This is a genomic window from Microcoleus sp. OTE_8_concoct_300 (assembly GCF_031383065.1).
Classification (GTDB): Bacteria; Cyanobacteriota; Cyanobacteriia; order Cyanobacteriales; family Microcoleaceae; genus Microcoleus.
Genome location: NZ_JANMZH010000060.1, coordinates 1 through 14,278, shown reverse-complemented (window position 1 = coordinate 14,278; position 14,278 = coordinate 1). Strand labels below are relative to the sequence as shown.

General features: G+C 46.1%; 15 protein-coding genes. 7 read left to right on the top strand and 8 right to left on the bottom strand.

Annotation, left to right across the window (positions count from 1 at the left end; translation table 11 throughout):
* The 6 genes from ACUVJL_RS02990 to patD all read right to left on the bottom strand — a co-directional run.
* Positions 1–278 (bottom strand): hypothetical protein (locus ACUVJL_RS02990; protein WP_445244485.1); only part of this gene is annotated, 278 nt, incomplete at its 3' end.
* 96 nt (positions 279–374) lie between these two features.
* A complete protein-coding gene (locus tag ACUVJL_RS02985; RefSeq protein WP_445244484.1) occupies positions 375–860 on the bottom strand; it encodes a GNAT family N-acetyltransferase in 486 nt (161 codons plus the stop codon).
* 175 nt (positions 861–1,035) lie between these two features.
* The gene (locus ACUVJL_RS02980; RefSeq protein ID WP_445244483.1) at positions 1,036–2,109 is read right to left on the bottom strand and encodes an RNA polymerase sigma factor, RpoD/SigA family; all 1,074 of its coding nucleotides are present in this window, start codon (positions 2,107–2,109) and stop codon (positions 1,036–1,038) included.
* 126 nt (positions 2,110–2,235) lie between these two features.
* Positions 2,236–3,915 carry a dipeptide ABC transporter ATP-binding protein gene (locus tag ACUVJL_RS02975; RefSeq protein ID WP_445244482.1) on the bottom strand — a complete coding sequence of 560 codons (1,680 nt, stop codon included), beginning with the start codon at positions 3,913–3,915 and terminating at the stop codon, positions 2,236–2,238.
* Between the two features lie 368 nt (positions 3,916–4,283).
* Positions 4,284–4,868 carry a TFIIB-type zinc ribbon-containing protein gene (locus ACUVJL_RS02970; protein WP_445244481.1) on the bottom strand — a complete coding sequence of 195 codons (585 nt, stop codon included), beginning with the start codon at positions 4,866–4,868 and terminating at the stop codon, positions 4,284–4,286.
* A gap of 45 nt (positions 4,869–4,913) precedes the next feature.
* The gene (gene patD / locus ACUVJL_RS02965) at positions 4,914–5,312 is read right to left on the bottom strand and encodes a heterocyst frequency control protein PatD (protein WP_445244480.1); all 399 of its coding nucleotides are present in this window, start codon (positions 5,310–5,312) and stop codon (positions 4,914–4,916) included.
* A 117-nt stretch (positions 5,313–5,429) separates the two neighbouring features.
* Between patD and ACUVJL_RS02960 the strand changes: the two genes are divergently transcribed.
* The 4 genes from ACUVJL_RS02960 to ACUVJL_RS02945 all read left to right on the top strand — a co-directional run bounded on the left by ACUVJL_RS02960 (position 5,430) and on the right by ACUVJL_RS02945 (position 10,380).
* Positions 5,430–5,678, top strand: coding sequence for a hypothetical protein (locus ACUVJL_RS02960; protein WP_445244479.1), 249 nt, complete (start codon positions 5,430–5,432; stop codon positions 5,676–5,678).
* 88 nt (positions 5,679–5,766) lie between these two features.
* The gene (locus tag ACUVJL_RS02955) at positions 5,767–8,040 is read left to right on the top strand and encodes a RelA/SpoT family protein (protein ID WP_445244478.1); all 2,274 of its coding nucleotides are present in this window, start codon (positions 5,767–5,769) and stop codon (positions 8,038–8,040) included.
* Between the two features lie 145 nt (positions 8,041–8,185).
* Positions 8,186–9,379 carry an ATP-binding protein gene (locus ACUVJL_RS02950; protein WP_445244477.1) on the top strand — a complete coding sequence of 398 codons (1,194 nt, stop codon included), beginning with the start codon at positions 8,186–8,188 and terminating at the stop codon, positions 9,377–9,379.
* Positions 9,376–10,380 (top strand): ParA family protein, encoded by a 1,005-nt coding sequence (locus ACUVJL_RS02945; RefSeq protein ID WP_445244476.1) that lies wholly within the window; start codon positions 9,376–9,378, stop codon positions 10,378–10,380. Before ACUVJL_RS02950 ends, ACUVJL_RS02945 begins: the two co-directional genes overlap by 4 nt.
* Before the next feature lie 61 nt (positions 10,381–10,441).
* Here ACUVJL_RS02945 and ACUVJL_RS02940 read toward each other — a convergent pair whose 3' ends face one another.
* On the bottom strand, positions 10,442–11,362 hold the full coding sequence (locus ACUVJL_RS02940) for a glycine betaine ABC transporter substrate-binding protein (protein WP_445244475.1): 921 nt from the start codon (positions 11,360–11,362) through the stop codon (positions 10,442–10,444).
* Between the two features lie 54 nt (positions 11,363–11,416).
* Positions 11,417–11,554 (bottom strand): hypothetical protein, encoded by a 138-nt coding sequence (locus tag ACUVJL_RS02935; protein ID WP_445244474.1) that lies wholly within the window; start codon positions 11,552–11,554, stop codon positions 11,417–11,419.
* Positions 11,555–11,663: 109 nt separating this feature from the next.
* Between ACUVJL_RS02935 and ACUVJL_RS02930 the strand changes: the two genes are divergently transcribed.
* From ACUVJL_RS02930 to ACUVJL_RS02920, 3 genes are all read left to right on the top strand, one after another.
* Entirely contained in the window at positions 11,664–13,031 is a 1,368-nt protein-coding gene (locus tag ACUVJL_RS02930; RefSeq protein ID WP_445244473.1) for an aldehyde dehydrogenase, read from the top strand.
* 328 nt (positions 13,032–13,359) lie between these two features.
* Positions 13,360–13,680 carry a nucleotidyltransferase domain-containing protein gene (locus tag ACUVJL_RS02925; protein WP_445244472.1) on the top strand — a complete coding sequence of 107 codons (321 nt, stop codon included), beginning with the start codon at positions 13,360–13,362 and terminating at the stop codon, positions 13,678–13,680.
* Positions 13,681–13,868: 188 nt separating this feature from the next.
* Entirely contained in the window at positions 13,869–14,216 is a 348-nt protein-coding gene (locus ACUVJL_RS02920; protein ID WP_445244486.1) for a HEPN domain-containing protein, read from the top strand.
* Positions 14,217–14,278 lie beyond the last annotated feature (62 nt).

Here is a 14,278-nt window from a genome sequence, read left to right as displayed (position 1 = left end):
GGCCCACACACAGGCAAGATGCCTGTTCCACACACAGGCAAGATGCCTGTTCCACACACAGGCAAGATGCCTGTTCCACACACAGGCCCACACACAGGCAAGATGCCTGTTCCACACACAGGCAAGATGCCTGTTCCACACACAGGCAAGATGCCTGTTCCACACACAGGCCCACACACAGGCAAGATGCCTGTTCCACACACAGGCCCACACACAGGCAAGATGCCTGTTCCACACACAGGCAAGATGCCTGTTCCACACACAGGCAAGTTCCACACACAGGCAAGATGCCTGTTACACACACAGGCAAGATGCCTGTTCCACAACAGATGAATTTTTTGTGGGGAGTAGGGGTTGGGTACGCCGGTCCTGAATTACTTCGATGCCAAAGTTGCCAAAGACTCGCCCGCAACCCGGCATATCCGCCAGTCGGGCATCACATCAGCACCGATACCCTTGTAAAATCCGATCGCCAATTCATTCCAATCCAAAACGCTCCATTCCAAACGCCCGCAGCCTTTTTCTACTGCCAACTGTGCTAAATAAACTATCAAAGATTTGCCAATTCCCCGCCCTCGAAACTCTGGCACCACGAACAAATCTTCCAAATAAATTCCCGGCTGAGTCAAAAAAGTAGAATAATTGTAAAAAAATAGCGCCCAGCCCACCACTTGATTTTCGCACTCTGCTAAAATCGCTTCAGCAAAAGGTCGATCGCCAAACAAATGATGCTCTAAATCAACGGCATTGCCAGTAACGGCATGAGATAATTTTTCGTACTCAGCTAAAGCTTTAATCAAATCAAACAGCACCGGCACGTCGGCGCGGGTAGCTGGACGCAAAATTACCTCAGAAGACATAAATAAGTAAGTAGTACGCGACAATCAACAATTAAAAATACCACATCAAGACATTTTTAATTTGTAATTTTTAATTAAGCTTTTCCACCTTGAACAAGCATATTTACGGCGGGGTCGGAGTGACCCCCACAAGAATTTTAAGGTTTTTCAAAATTTAAACTCAATGTTTTTTAGCTTATTTCAACCAGCCCTTCAATCGTTCCGTCACTTGAGGGCGGCGCAGCTTTCGCATTGCCTTATTTTGAATTTGACGGACTCGTTCGCGGGACAAATTGAACAAACTGCTAACCTCTTCTAAAGTGTAAGGTTCGCCGGTCAGCAAACCGTAACGCATAGCAACAATCTCTTTTTCCCGCTCAGTCAAAATACTGTCCAACACCTCCAAAATATCTTGGCGCATCATCATCTCATTCATTTGAGCTTCTGGAGATTGCGTCGCGTTATCTTCGAGAACATCCAAAAGTTCCGAACTTTCTTCGGAGCCGATGCGATGGTTGAGAGACAAAGATTGCCGACGTACTTGCTGGAGGTAGCGAAGCTGTTGGCAAGTAACTTCCATTTCTCTAGCAAGTTCAGCTTCACTGGGATTGCGTTGAAGAGAACGCCTCAAATCCCGATAAACTCTTTTGAGTTTATTTAACTGTTCGACAATATGAACCGGCAAGCGAATCGTCCGCCCTTGATTGGCAATTGTCCGGGTAATTCCTTGGCGAATCCACCAATAGGCATAGGTAGAAAACTTGTAACCCTTCTCCGGATCGAACTTTTCGGCGGCCCGATTCAAACCCAAAGCTCCTTCCTGAATTAAATCGAGAAAAGGCACGCCCCGATTTAGATAGCGTTTGGCAATCGAAACTACCAAGCGCAAATTCGAGCTGATCATTTTCCGTTTCGCCGACTGACACTGGTGGCGAAGCTGTTGCAGTTGAGTTTCGCTCACCCCCAAAGCCGCCGCGAGTTCAGCTTTTGTCGGCACTCTGTCCAATTCCTGCTGCAAACGCTGTTCTAGTTTCTCCAGGGCTACCAATTCTTGAACGCGGCGCGCCAACTCCACCTCTTCGGCGGCAGTCAGTAGAGGATACCGAGCCATTTCCTTGAACAAAGCTCCCACGGGATCGTCGGCAGACCAGTTGTTGTATGCTGACGACCGAGTTACGGTCGGACGATCGATCTCGGTGTCTTCATCTTGTGCGATCGCGAGTGAGGCTTCGGGTGCCACCGCAAAACTGCCTAGGTCAGATTCTGCCATATGGTGCTTGGTGTCGGTGGGATGATTTGAAATGTCTGCCTACACTTTAGCGAATTTAACCAGAAATTTCCGAAATCCATCTAGAAGCCGGTGAGAGACATTAGATTGCCCCAATTTTATAGCTTTCTATTGCGTCCGGGCAAGTAAAGGAGCAGCCTGCAACAACTGCTGAGTGTAAGGGTGCTGTGGATTAGTAAAAATATCTCTAGTCTTGCCGATTTCAACTATTTTTCCCGCATTCATTACCGCAATGCGCGAGCAAAAAAATCTCGCCACCCACAAATCGTGCGTAATAAACAGATAAGTCAAATTAAATTCCTGCTTCAACTCCAACATCAGCTCTAAAACTTGAGTCTGCACGCTGGCATCCAGCATACTCACGGGTTCGTCGCAAATTATCAGTTGTGGCCGAGTAATCAAAGCGCGGGCGATCGAAACTCGCTGCTGTTGTCCTCCCGACAATTCCCCCGGATAGCGGCGAAAGAAATCCTCCCCAGGAGTCAAACCCACCCGCTCTAACATTTGAATTACTTGTTTTTTAGCTTCGCTGGCATTAGCTAATTTGTGAATAAACAAAGGGTCAGCTATACTTTGCCCGACAGTCATCATCGGATTCAGGCAAGCATGGGGGTCTTGAAATATCATTTGCATTTCGCGGCGGTGCTTCCTCACAGCATCGCGGTTGAGGGCAGTTATATCTATTCCTTGAAATTCAACTTTGCCGCCTGTGGCGGTAATTAGCTGCAAAATCGTGCGTGACAAGGTACTTTTTCCGCAGCCGGACTCCCCCACTAGCCCTAGGATTTCTCCCCGTTCTAGCTCTAAACTAACGCCGTCTACTGCTTTAATTACCTGGCGATTCCGGGCAAATAACTGATCTAATAAATTGCTTTCTAAACTGTAGTGTTGCTGCAAATTCGTCACTGTCAAAAGAGGCGAATTTGACTGGGATTTAAGCGGATAATTTTCCTTCTCTCCTGTTCCTTCTTTTTCCTTCCCCGTCTCGGAATCGGCTTGAATGTGCAAAGCTGCTTTGAGGAGCGATCGAGTATATTCGTGCTGCGGCTGTTTAAAAACGTTCTCCACCGGCCCTGTTTCTACGACTTTACCGCCGTACATCACCGCAATGCGATCGCAATACTCGGCCACCATCGCCAAATCGTGAGAAATCAACAAAATAGCTGTTCCCCTGGAAGCGCAAAGTCTGGTTAATTCGTGCAAAATCTGGGCGGCGACAGTTACGTCCAAACTTGTAGTCGGTTCGTCGGCCACAATTAATTTTGGATCGAGCAAAAGAGCCAAAGCAATAGCTACTCTTTGCCGCATTCCGCCGCTAAATTCGTGGGGAAATTGCGACCAGCGAGACGCCGGAATTTTCACAGCTTCCAGAGTTTCGATCGCCCGTTTCTTAGCTTGCTTGCGATCCAAATTCGGTCTGTGAGCTTGCAAAGTCTCGATGCAGTGTTCCCCCACAGTCATCAAAGGATCGAGACGAGTCATCGGATCTTGAAAAATCAATGCCACAGCTTCGCCCCGAAACCGTCTCAGCCGCGAAGCATTCATGTCAAACACCGACTCTCCAGCAAAACCAACTCGCCCCTCAATCAGCGTCGAATCCGGCAGCAACCGCATCGCCGCCCTTCCCAAAGTTGACTTACCGCACCCAGACTCCCCAACTAATCCGAGTTTTTCCCCCGGTTGCAGCGTCAGGGAAACCCCGTCAACGGCCCAACCGGATTGGCCGCGCCGCTGAGGATAAGCTACTCGCAGATTTTCAACGGAAAATAGAGAAGAGTCATTAGTCATTAGTCATTAGCCCTTAGTCAATCGATTTTAGATTTTAGATTTTGGATTTTAGATTAAAGAATTAAAGCATTAACCCCACGGATAAATTCGGGGGCTTGTATCGTGGATGCTTTCGGTCAGTAGTCAGTGGTCAGTGGTCAGTTGTTATTTGTTATTTAATGGTCAATATACTGGCTGTTACTTCTTAGTGTTTCAGAGTTATTAGTTATTGGCAAGAGACTGCTCTGCTGTTTGTAAATAAAAATAAAAATAGCTACAAACAAAGCTTTTATTAGTACATCATTCACCGAGCAACTGATAACTGACAACTGACAACTGACAACTAACAACTAACAACTGACAACTAACAACTGACAACCATCAACTGACTAAATTTCCTTTCGCTTCAACTCAGCTCTCCGCAGTATGTAAGTAGCCGCACAATCTGCGTGGGGATGGTCTGCTAAAACTTCCGCGAGTTCCAACACATATCCGGCGATATCCGGCCCCAGCTTCTCAGTAAGCACTTGACGTTCCCGAGAGGCGAGTTCTTGCACGCGGGCCTTAGCTTGCCAATTGGGAGAAAACATCTTGTCAATCTCGGTGTGGAATCCCAGAGTTTCGAGAATGTCCCACTCGCCGTTATCGCACCAAATGCCCCCGCACAACATACAGCGCTCTATGTAAAAGGGCACTCTGCTGAAGGGAACTTTCGCCCGCGACAGATAGTGACCGTCTTCGGGACACAGCGCTGCTTTGCTGTCGTAGGCACTGGGCGTGAATTCTATGCCGAGAGTGCCTGTCGCCTGTGGCTTGTCGGATTTGTTGTACCACTCGCTCTGCTCTTTCTGCCAAGCTTCGTATTCTCTGCCTGGAATCCAGATCCCGTAACAGTTGGGACACCACTGTACTGACATACTGCCGGCTAAGGTGCCGCCTTCTAAGTTGGGATGTTTACATTTTGGACATTCCACCACTTTATTTCTCCTTGCCTTCTCAATTCCCTGTTAATTCAGTTGTTAATTCTGCATCTGGGCGGGCCCTGAAGAACCAGAATTTTTTTGCAGTAGCGCGCCACTGTAGCCAATCAGCGTGTTAAGCCGCGCAATCGCCGCAGTTTGCCTCGCCTTTGCTGTCGCTGGCTGGCGCGACGCTTGCAAAAACGTGACATCTGTCCCCAATAACCGCAGTTGCTTGTGAATTTCCGTCAAATAGGACTGCTCTGGGGGTGTTTCCGAGGCGTCTAACTCATCGCTTTCGGCTCTCATAATTTGGTTTCCGAAAAATTGTTGCACTTTTCTGTATTCGATCGCCAGCGCGGCCCGATCCAGATTATCCTGTGCAGCAGTTTTTTGTAGTTGTTCTAGTGCTTGCTGTAATTCTTGGTAGCACTGGCGGCGGTCTTCGGACAATATCATGATTTTGTAAACAAATTTGTATTTATAATCAAAGTAGATACTTGCTTAAGGTTTGCTCATATTCAGGAAAGCCGTGCGTTTTTGCCGCAATTCCCTGTTTTTTGAGAACTTTTTTTGATGGGCTGCCCTGACTCGACCCTTTTGGCTCCTGCTTTTAGTTTAGCGTTGCCTGATGCAGCCGATCGCCCGCAACCTCAACTGCTACCGCCCAAATATGCTTATTTTACCCGAGTGGCAGACCACGGCGGCGGTAGTGGTGTCACTATATTTTCCTACCTGCGAGGGGGGGCGACTCCGAATGAGATAGCTATAGTTAACACAAAAATCGACTATTTTTTGGAATTGCAAATTGTGGCCTTCAATTAGCTTAGTATAGCTAAACACATAATTTCGGCAATTCAACCGAAAATCGGCTTTTAACCATTTGTATTTCTAAGTTTTAAAGGTGCACCCCATGAACGCGAACACTCTGACCTCCTCTCCTTCGATCGATCCTGCTGTAGTTCCCGATTGGCTCCAAGAATGCCTGAATGCTCGATCGCAGCCTGATGAGGCTTCTAACCCGAATTGCTCGACTGACAACAGCTTAATTTGTCGCGCCTTTGAATTTGCCCGCGACTTGCACGAAGGACAGTACCGCAAATCCGGAGAACCTTACATTTGCCATCCGGTAGCTGTCGCTGGAATACTCCGGTATATGGGCGGCAACAACGTCATGATTGCCGCCGGCTTCCTCCACGACATTGTTGAAGATACAGATATTACTCTCGAAGAAATAGAACAGCGGTTCGGCCCGGAAGTGCGGCAGTTGGTCGAAGGTGTCACCAAGCTTTCTAAGTTTAATTTTTCCAGCAAAACAGAGCGCCTTGCTGAAAATTTCCGCCGAATGTTCCTAGCAATGGCTAAAGATATTCGCGTCATTGTGGTCAAACTGGCAGACCGGCTGCACAACATGAGGACTTTGGAGCATTTGTCCGAAGAAAAGCAGCGCACTATTGCCCTAGAAACCCGAGATATTTTTGCTCCCCTGGCGAACCGTTTGGGTATCGGGCGCTTTAAGTGGGAATTGGAAGATTTAGCGTTTAAATACCTGGAACCGGAAGCTTACCGCGAAATTCAGGAATTGGTTGCCGAGAAGCGAGGCGATCGAGAAACTCAACTCGCAGAAGTCACAGATAGTTTGCGAGAAAGGCTTGACAATTTAGGCATTAAATGCTATGAAGTTAGCGGTCGTCCCAAACATTTGTACGGGATTTATGGGAAGATGCAGCGCCGGCAAAAAGGGTTTAACCAAGTGTACGATATTGCTGCGGTGCGGATCATAGTAGAAAGCAATGATGACTGTTATCGGGCTTTGGCGATCGTCCACGATTCTTTCCGCCCGATTCCCGGTCGCTTTAAAGATTATATCGGTTTACCAAAAGCCAACCGCTATCAATCTTTGCACACCGGAGTAATCGGAACCAGCGGCCGCCCCATAGAAGTGCAAATTCGCACCGTAGCAATGCACCACATTGCAGAATATGGCATTGCCGCGCACTGGAAATACAAAGAAACTGGCGGTTCTAACACAACAGTCACCGGCGACGACGAAAAATTTACTTGGCTGCGGCAACTCCTAGAATGGCAAAGCGACCTCAAAGACGATCGCGAATATTTACAAAGCATTAAGGACAACTTATTCGATGAAGATATTTACGTTTTTACTCCTAACGGAGACGTGATTGCTCTCAATAGCGGCTCAACTCCCGTAGATTTTGCTTACCGCATTCACACAGAAATTGGCAATCGCTGCACCGGTGCGAGAGTCAACGGGCGAATGGTAACACTAGACAAGGTTTTAAAGAACGGCGATATTGTAGAAATCTTGACCCAAAAAAATGGTCATCCGAGTTCCGACTGGTTGAATTTTGTCAAGACAAACGGAGCTAAAAACCGAATTCGCCAGTGGTTGAAGCGATCGCACCGAGATGAAAATCTCGCTCGCGGGCGGGAATTGCTGGAAAAAGAATTAGGTAAAAACGGCTTGGAATCTTTGCTGAAATCTGAACCCATGCAGTCTGTGGCTCAGCGCTGCAACTACCACAGCGTCGAAGATTTAATCGCCGGTTTGGGCTATGGCGAAGTCACCCTAAATCTCGTAGTAAATCGACTGCGAGATTTAGTAAAAGTGCAGCAAAAAATTGAAACTGCTCCCGCCGGAGGACAGGAATTGCCCCAGCTAATACCTGCATCGACGACACCGAAACCAGTACCGAGTTCGTCTCCGAGCAAATCGCCGATCGCAGGTGTAGAGGGATTGCTCTACCACTTATCCGGCTGTTGTTGTCCGATTCCTGGGGAAGCAATTATTGGAGTTGTGACTCGCACTCGGGGAATTTCGATTCATCGGCAAGGGTGTGTAAATGTTGAGAGCGTACCGGGCGATCGGTTAGTTCCTGTGAGTTGGAATTCGAGCGATCGCAATGCTAGCCGCCCGAATACTTATGCTGTCAACATTCAAATTGAGGCTCTCGATCGAGTAGGAGTTCTCAACGATGTATTATCGCATTTAAAGGACAACAAAGTCAACGTCCGCAGCGCTCAAGTAAAAACCTATCCCGGTTTGCCCGCATTAATTGACTTGTGCATGGATATTGAGGATAAGGAACAGTTCGAGCGCACTTGTATGCAAATTAAAAAGATGAGCGATATTTTGAATTTGCGCAGGTTGAGTGAAGTGAATTAGAAATTTAATTGAGCGGCTGATTCGGGAAATTGGTAAGTAGTAATTGACAATAAACTTTTCTCTTTTAACTCTTAACAATTCCCCAAATAGCCGCAGTCTGCTGTTAGCAAGCAGTAAGAATACTTTACGAGAAATAAGTTAAAACATGGATGACAGTCAGTTAGAAACTCTCCTCAAAGACATTGAATCCGATCGAGTAGAGCGCAAGGCCTCAATATCCGATAAAGGTAAACTCCGTCAGGCTATATGCGCTTTTGCCAACGACTTGCCAAACCACCAACAGCCAGGGGTACTATTTATAGGTGTTAATGATGATGGAAGCTGTGCCAATTTGAGCATCACCGATCAACTTTTACAAACCCTCTCGGATATGCGTTCAGATGGAAATATACTGCCTTTTCCCGTGATAACCGTGCAAAAGCGAACGCTTGCGGGATGCGAGTTAGCAGCAGTCATTGTAGAACCATCAGATGCACCCCCTGTCCGCTATGACGGGCGAATCTGGGTACGGGTGGGTCCCCGCCGCGCTACTGCCACAGCCGAAGAAGAGCGCCGTCTCTCAGAAAAACGGCGTTCCAGAGATTTACCTTTTGATATTCAATCTTTGCCTTCCGGGACACTAGATGACTTAAATTTAACTTTATTTCAACAGGAATATCTACCTTCAACATTGCCTAGTGACATATTAGAAGAAAATCAAAGAACCGTCGAACACCAATTAGCATCAGTAAGATTTATTACCACTTTACCGCCTATTCAGCCAACAAACCTAGGTATATTGGTAGTAGGAAAAGACCCCAGGCAATTGATACCGGGTGCTTACATTCAATTTTTGCGAATAGAGGGAACTGAGCTAACTGACGCAATTAAAGACCAGAAAGAAATTGCCGGGCCACTTTCTATGATGCTGAGAGTGTTAGATGAAATACTGCAATCTCATATCTCAGTAGCTTCTGATATTACCGCTCAGTCAGTGGAAATCCAGCAGCCAGATTACCCGTTAGTAGCACTGCAACAGCTTGCTAGAAATGCGGTCTTGCACCGCACCTATGAAGGAACCTATGCACCAGTAAGAATTACCTGGTTTAGCGATCGCATTGAAATTCAAAACCCCGGGGGGCCCTTTGGACAAGTTAACAGACAAAATTTTGGTATGCCTGGAATCACTGACTACCGCAATCCAAACTTAGCAGAAGCCTTAAAAAATCTTGGTTATGTACAAAGGTTTGGAATTGGTATTCCCACAGCTCGCAATTCACTGCAAAAAAATGGCAGCCCACCACCGGAGTTTGTTGTCGAAGATGCTCATGTTTTAGTAATTATTAGGAGGCATCCGTGACAGTACCCATTATTGCTTTTTTCAATAATAAAGGTGGCGTCGGTAAAACTTCGCTAGTCTATCATTTAGCCTGGATGTATCGCAATTTAGGACTGCGGGTGCTAGCAGCAGATTTAGACCCCCAAGCCAATCTGACTGCTGCTTTTCTAGAGGAAGAACGTTTAGAAGAATTGTGGGAAGGCAATAACCAACCTAACACAGTTTTTCGCTGCGTACAGCCTTTAATTAGAGGAATTGGTGATATTGCTACTCCAGAAGTAGAGCACATTGAAGAAAGATTGGGACTCTTGGTAGGAGATTTATTGCTCTCTGGATTTGAAGATGACCTCTCAGCAGAATGGCCCGGGTGCACCGATCGCAAGGAGCGTTCTTTTCGGGTCATTTCTGCTTTTTGGCGGCTCTTGCAAAAAGCAGCAGAAGTTCATCAAGCTGATGTAGTTTTGACAGACATCGGCCCGAATCTAGGAGCGATTAACCGGGCCGCTTTGATTGCAGCTAACTATGTTGTAGTTCCTCTATCACCGGATTTATTCTCACTGCAAGGATTGAAAAATCTCGGCCCAACTCTCAGACGCTGGCGGCAAGAATGGCTAGAAAGATTAGAGAAAAATCCTGCCCCTGATTTAAAGCTTCCTCAAGGTCAAATGCAACCTGTTGGTTATATTGTCCTGCAACACTCGGTACGGCTAGACCGCCCAGTGAAAGCTTATCAGCGATGGATTGCACGGATTCCTAATATTTATCGGGAAGCTGTGCTCAATGAATCGGAAAATAGCACGCTTTCTATCGCGGAAGATCCTCACTGTTTAGCTTTGCTAAAACACTATCAGAGTCTGATGCCACTTGCCCAAGAAGCCCATAAACCTATGTTCCACCTCAAACCTGCGGATGGGGCAATTGGTTCTCACGTCCAGGCCGTGCAAAGTGTTTACGGAGACTTTCAAAAGTTAGCTCATAAAATTGCTGAAACCGTACAAATCCCAATACTTACCAATTTCTAATCCCAACTTTTAAGTAAGCTGCTACGCATATAAAGTGAACTTTTAGGAGAGAAACTGCCGATTACTTTGCGCTAGGTGCGGGCTGGGAACCGCCCAACTTTTGCTGCAAAAACTCCCGCGCCACTTGTCCCGCTTCCTGCTGTTCCCCGTCAGCTTGATAGTTTAGTTTCCGCATATCTTCCTCGGAGATTTTGCCGCCCAATTCTGCGAGCACTTGACGCAATTCTGGGTATTTCTCCAAAATTTGCGATCGCACAACCGGAACTGCTTGGTAGGGCGGGAAATAGTTCTTGTCATCTTTGAGCACTACTAAACCCAAACTTTGAATCAAACCGTCCGTCGTATTACCAGCAATCACATCTACTTCTTTTCGTTGCAGCGCTTGATAAAGCAATCCTAACAGCAATTCCTTCGGTTGTTCTCGAAATTTAATCCCGTAAGTTTTAGCCAATCCGGGAAATCCATCTTCTCTCTCGTTAAATTCTGGGCCGAAACCAGCGCGTAATTGTGGTGCAGCTTTCCCAAGTTGCGAGAGAGTTTGTAAATTGAGTGTTTTAGCTTGATCTCCGCGCAAAATAATCGCAAAACTGTTATTAAATCCCAGCGGTTCCGTCCATTCTGCTTTAAACTGTTTGGGATATTCTTGTTTGAGGTAATCGAGGACTTTTTTGGGGTCAGAAATCTGTTTTTGTTTGAGTATGTTGGCGTAAGCAGTACCCGTGTATTCGACGTACAAGTCGATTTTACCTGCTGTTAGGGATTGATGGCAAAGCGAACCTCCGAGATTCTTTTCTTGTTTTACATTGATATCTGTTTTAGCTTCGATGTGCTGTGCTATAATTTCTGCGAGAATGGCTTGTTCGGTAAAGTCTTTCGAGCAGATGACAACTTGCTTTTGGGGCTTAGAGGTACATCCTGCTACTGCAAACAAACAAAGCAGCCAGCAGGAATAGAAAAAAAAATCGTTCTTAGATATTCTCATAAGCCAACTCCGTTGTCAGTTCCACAATTATCAGCTTCTAATTTATAGCATTTCTCAATCATTTGTAAAGGCAAAATCCGCAACTGCTGCGAAGATTTTAGGATTAGCACCGCTGACATCTCGCAAGACACCTAATTCTTCTCTTCCTCTTCCTAATTCTTCCTTCGTGTTCTTCGCGTCTTCGCGGTTCAATCATCCTAATTCTTCCGCCCCGAAACGAGTAAATTTTTTTAACACCCGCACTTTACCCGAGTTCCGTTTTCATGTTGTAACATTTATTTATAGACATAGAGGACAAAAAATGGTAATCAGCGTCAGCGATATTATCCAGAAACAGCGGCAATATTTTGCGACTGGGAAAACTAAAGATGTGGATTTTCGGATCGAACAACTCAAGAATCTCAAAAGTGCGATCGCTTCCAATCAATCACGGATTGTGGATGCTGTCAAGGCTGATTTGAACAGGCCGGAGTACGAGGCTTATTTTGAAATTGCTGCGATCGCAGAAGTTAATTATGCCATCAAAAATGTAAAATCGTGGGCAAAGCCGAAAAAAGTGCCTACTTCGATCGATCAATTCCCAGCATCGGCCCGCATTTACCCAGAACCTTTGGGCGTTGTTTTAATCATCGGGCCTTGGAATTACCCATTTCAGCTAATGATATCACCCTTGGTCGGGGCGATCGCCGCAGGCAACTGCGCCATCCTCAAACCTTCAGAAATCGCCTCGCACACGTCGGCTGTTGTCGCCGACATGATTACCAAAACCTTCGATCCCGCCTACGTAGCCGCCGTCGAAGGAGGAGTCGAAATCAGCCAACAATTATTAGCCGAAAAATTCGACCACATCTTCTTTACAGGCGGCACAAAAATCGGTAGAATAGTCATGGAAGCCGCCGCCAAACACCTGACACCTGTCACTTTAGAATTGGGCGGCAAAACTCCTTGCATTGTAGACTCAGATATTCAAGTTGAATACACTGCTAAACGCATTGCGTGGGGCAAATTCATCAATGCAGGTCAAACTTGTATCGCTCCAGATTACCTGTTAGTTGATAAAAAAATTAAACCCGATTTGATGCAGGCAATTAAAACAGCTATTCACGGATTTTACGGCGACGATCCGCAGAAAAGTCCCGACTATTCCCGAATTATCAATCAGCATCATTTAGGACGTTTAGCAGAGTTTATCAAAGACGGAGAAGTTGTCGTCGGCGGTCAAACAAACCCGGAAGATAAATATATTGCACCGACGGTTCTCGACAAGGTTTCCTGGGATGCGCCTGTGATGCAGGATGAGATTTTCGGGCCGATTTTGCCAGTTTTGGAGTATGATGATTTCGGGGAGGCGATCGCCCAAATCAACGCCCGTCCCAAACCCCTAGCTTTGTATTTGTTCTCGAAGGATAAAGAGAAACAAGAGCGAGTTTTGCGGGAAACTTCTTCGGGGGGAGTTTGCATAAACGACACGGTTATGCAAGTCGGAGTAACAAGTTTACCTTTTGGCGGAGTTGGCGACAGCGGGATTGGGAGTTATCACGGCAAAGCAAGTTTTGACACTTTTTCGCATCAAAAAAGCGTGCTGCAAAAGTCATTTTTACTTGACTTAAAATGGCGGTACGCTCCCTATTTAGGTAAGTTGGATTTGATTAAGAAAGTTATCGGTTGATGCGTTTTTTACTCGTTCCTAGGCTAGGTCTGGGAACCAGTTATATCAATTCCGGTTACACTCCTTATGATATAGAGGAGACAACAGTGCCGTCTCCTTACCCAAAATAACATTGTAGGGACACGGCACTGCCGTCTCCTCATTTGGGCTGCTAATCATTCCGATGCAACCGGAAACAATAGACCTCTTGCAAAAATAACTAGGACGGGCAAGATGCCCATCCCACAAGAGTTATTTTTTCTTGTGGGATGGGCCGGAGAGCCCGTCCAATAAATTTATGAAAAGGACTTTTGCAAGAGGTCTAATATTACAAACATAACAAATCAAAATGAACGATAATTTACCAGAAATTTTAGCAGAACTCCGCCACTACTTTCACAAGTTATATGGCGAAAGACTCGTGCAGTTAATTCTCTACGGTTCCCAAGCTAGAGGAGATGCGAGACAAGATTCTGATATTGACATTTTAGTTGTTCTGAACGAGCCCGTTCATGCTGGCAAAGAAATCGCTCGCACCAGTGAATTTATTGCTGCTTTGTGCTTAGATCGTGCGGTCGTCATTTCGCGTGCTTTTGCCTCTGCAACACGTTTTCAGCAAGAAGAAAGTCCTTTCTTTTTAAATGTTCGTAGAGAAGGAGTAGTGATTTGAAACCAGAACAAATTGCTCTATTGACAAAAGATGCTGAAAGCCTGCGCGCCGCTAGGTTATTAGTCAATACGGTTCAGTTAAAAATATTTCTTCCTCGGAGATCCCCCTAAATCCCCCTTAAAAAGGGGGACTTTGAGTAAGTTCTTGTCCCCCCCTTTTTAAGGGGGGCTAGGGGGGATCGAGCTTAACTGAACCGTATTGGGTTATTAGTAGCTAATGCACTTCCTGACTTTGCAGCGTCACGAGCTTATTACACCATGTTTTATGTTGCCGAACCTTTCTTGTTGAATGAAGGTTTAACTTTTTCCAGTCATGCTGCTGTGATTTCGGCATTTGGTCGAGATTTTGCTCGTACAGGGCGGGTTCCGGTCGAGTTTCACCGCTATTTAATTGATGCTCAAGATTTGCGAAATCAGGGGGATTATGATATCGATTCGGCAATTACAGAAGCCGAGGCTAATCAATTAATCGCGCAAGCAGAACAGTTTTTAGAATTAGCAGAACGCCTACTGGGAGATTTCCCTGATTCTCGATAGCGATTTCAATCGCCGAGTGATATCAATTCCGCTCTTCATCGGAATTATTCATCTCTCTCTTG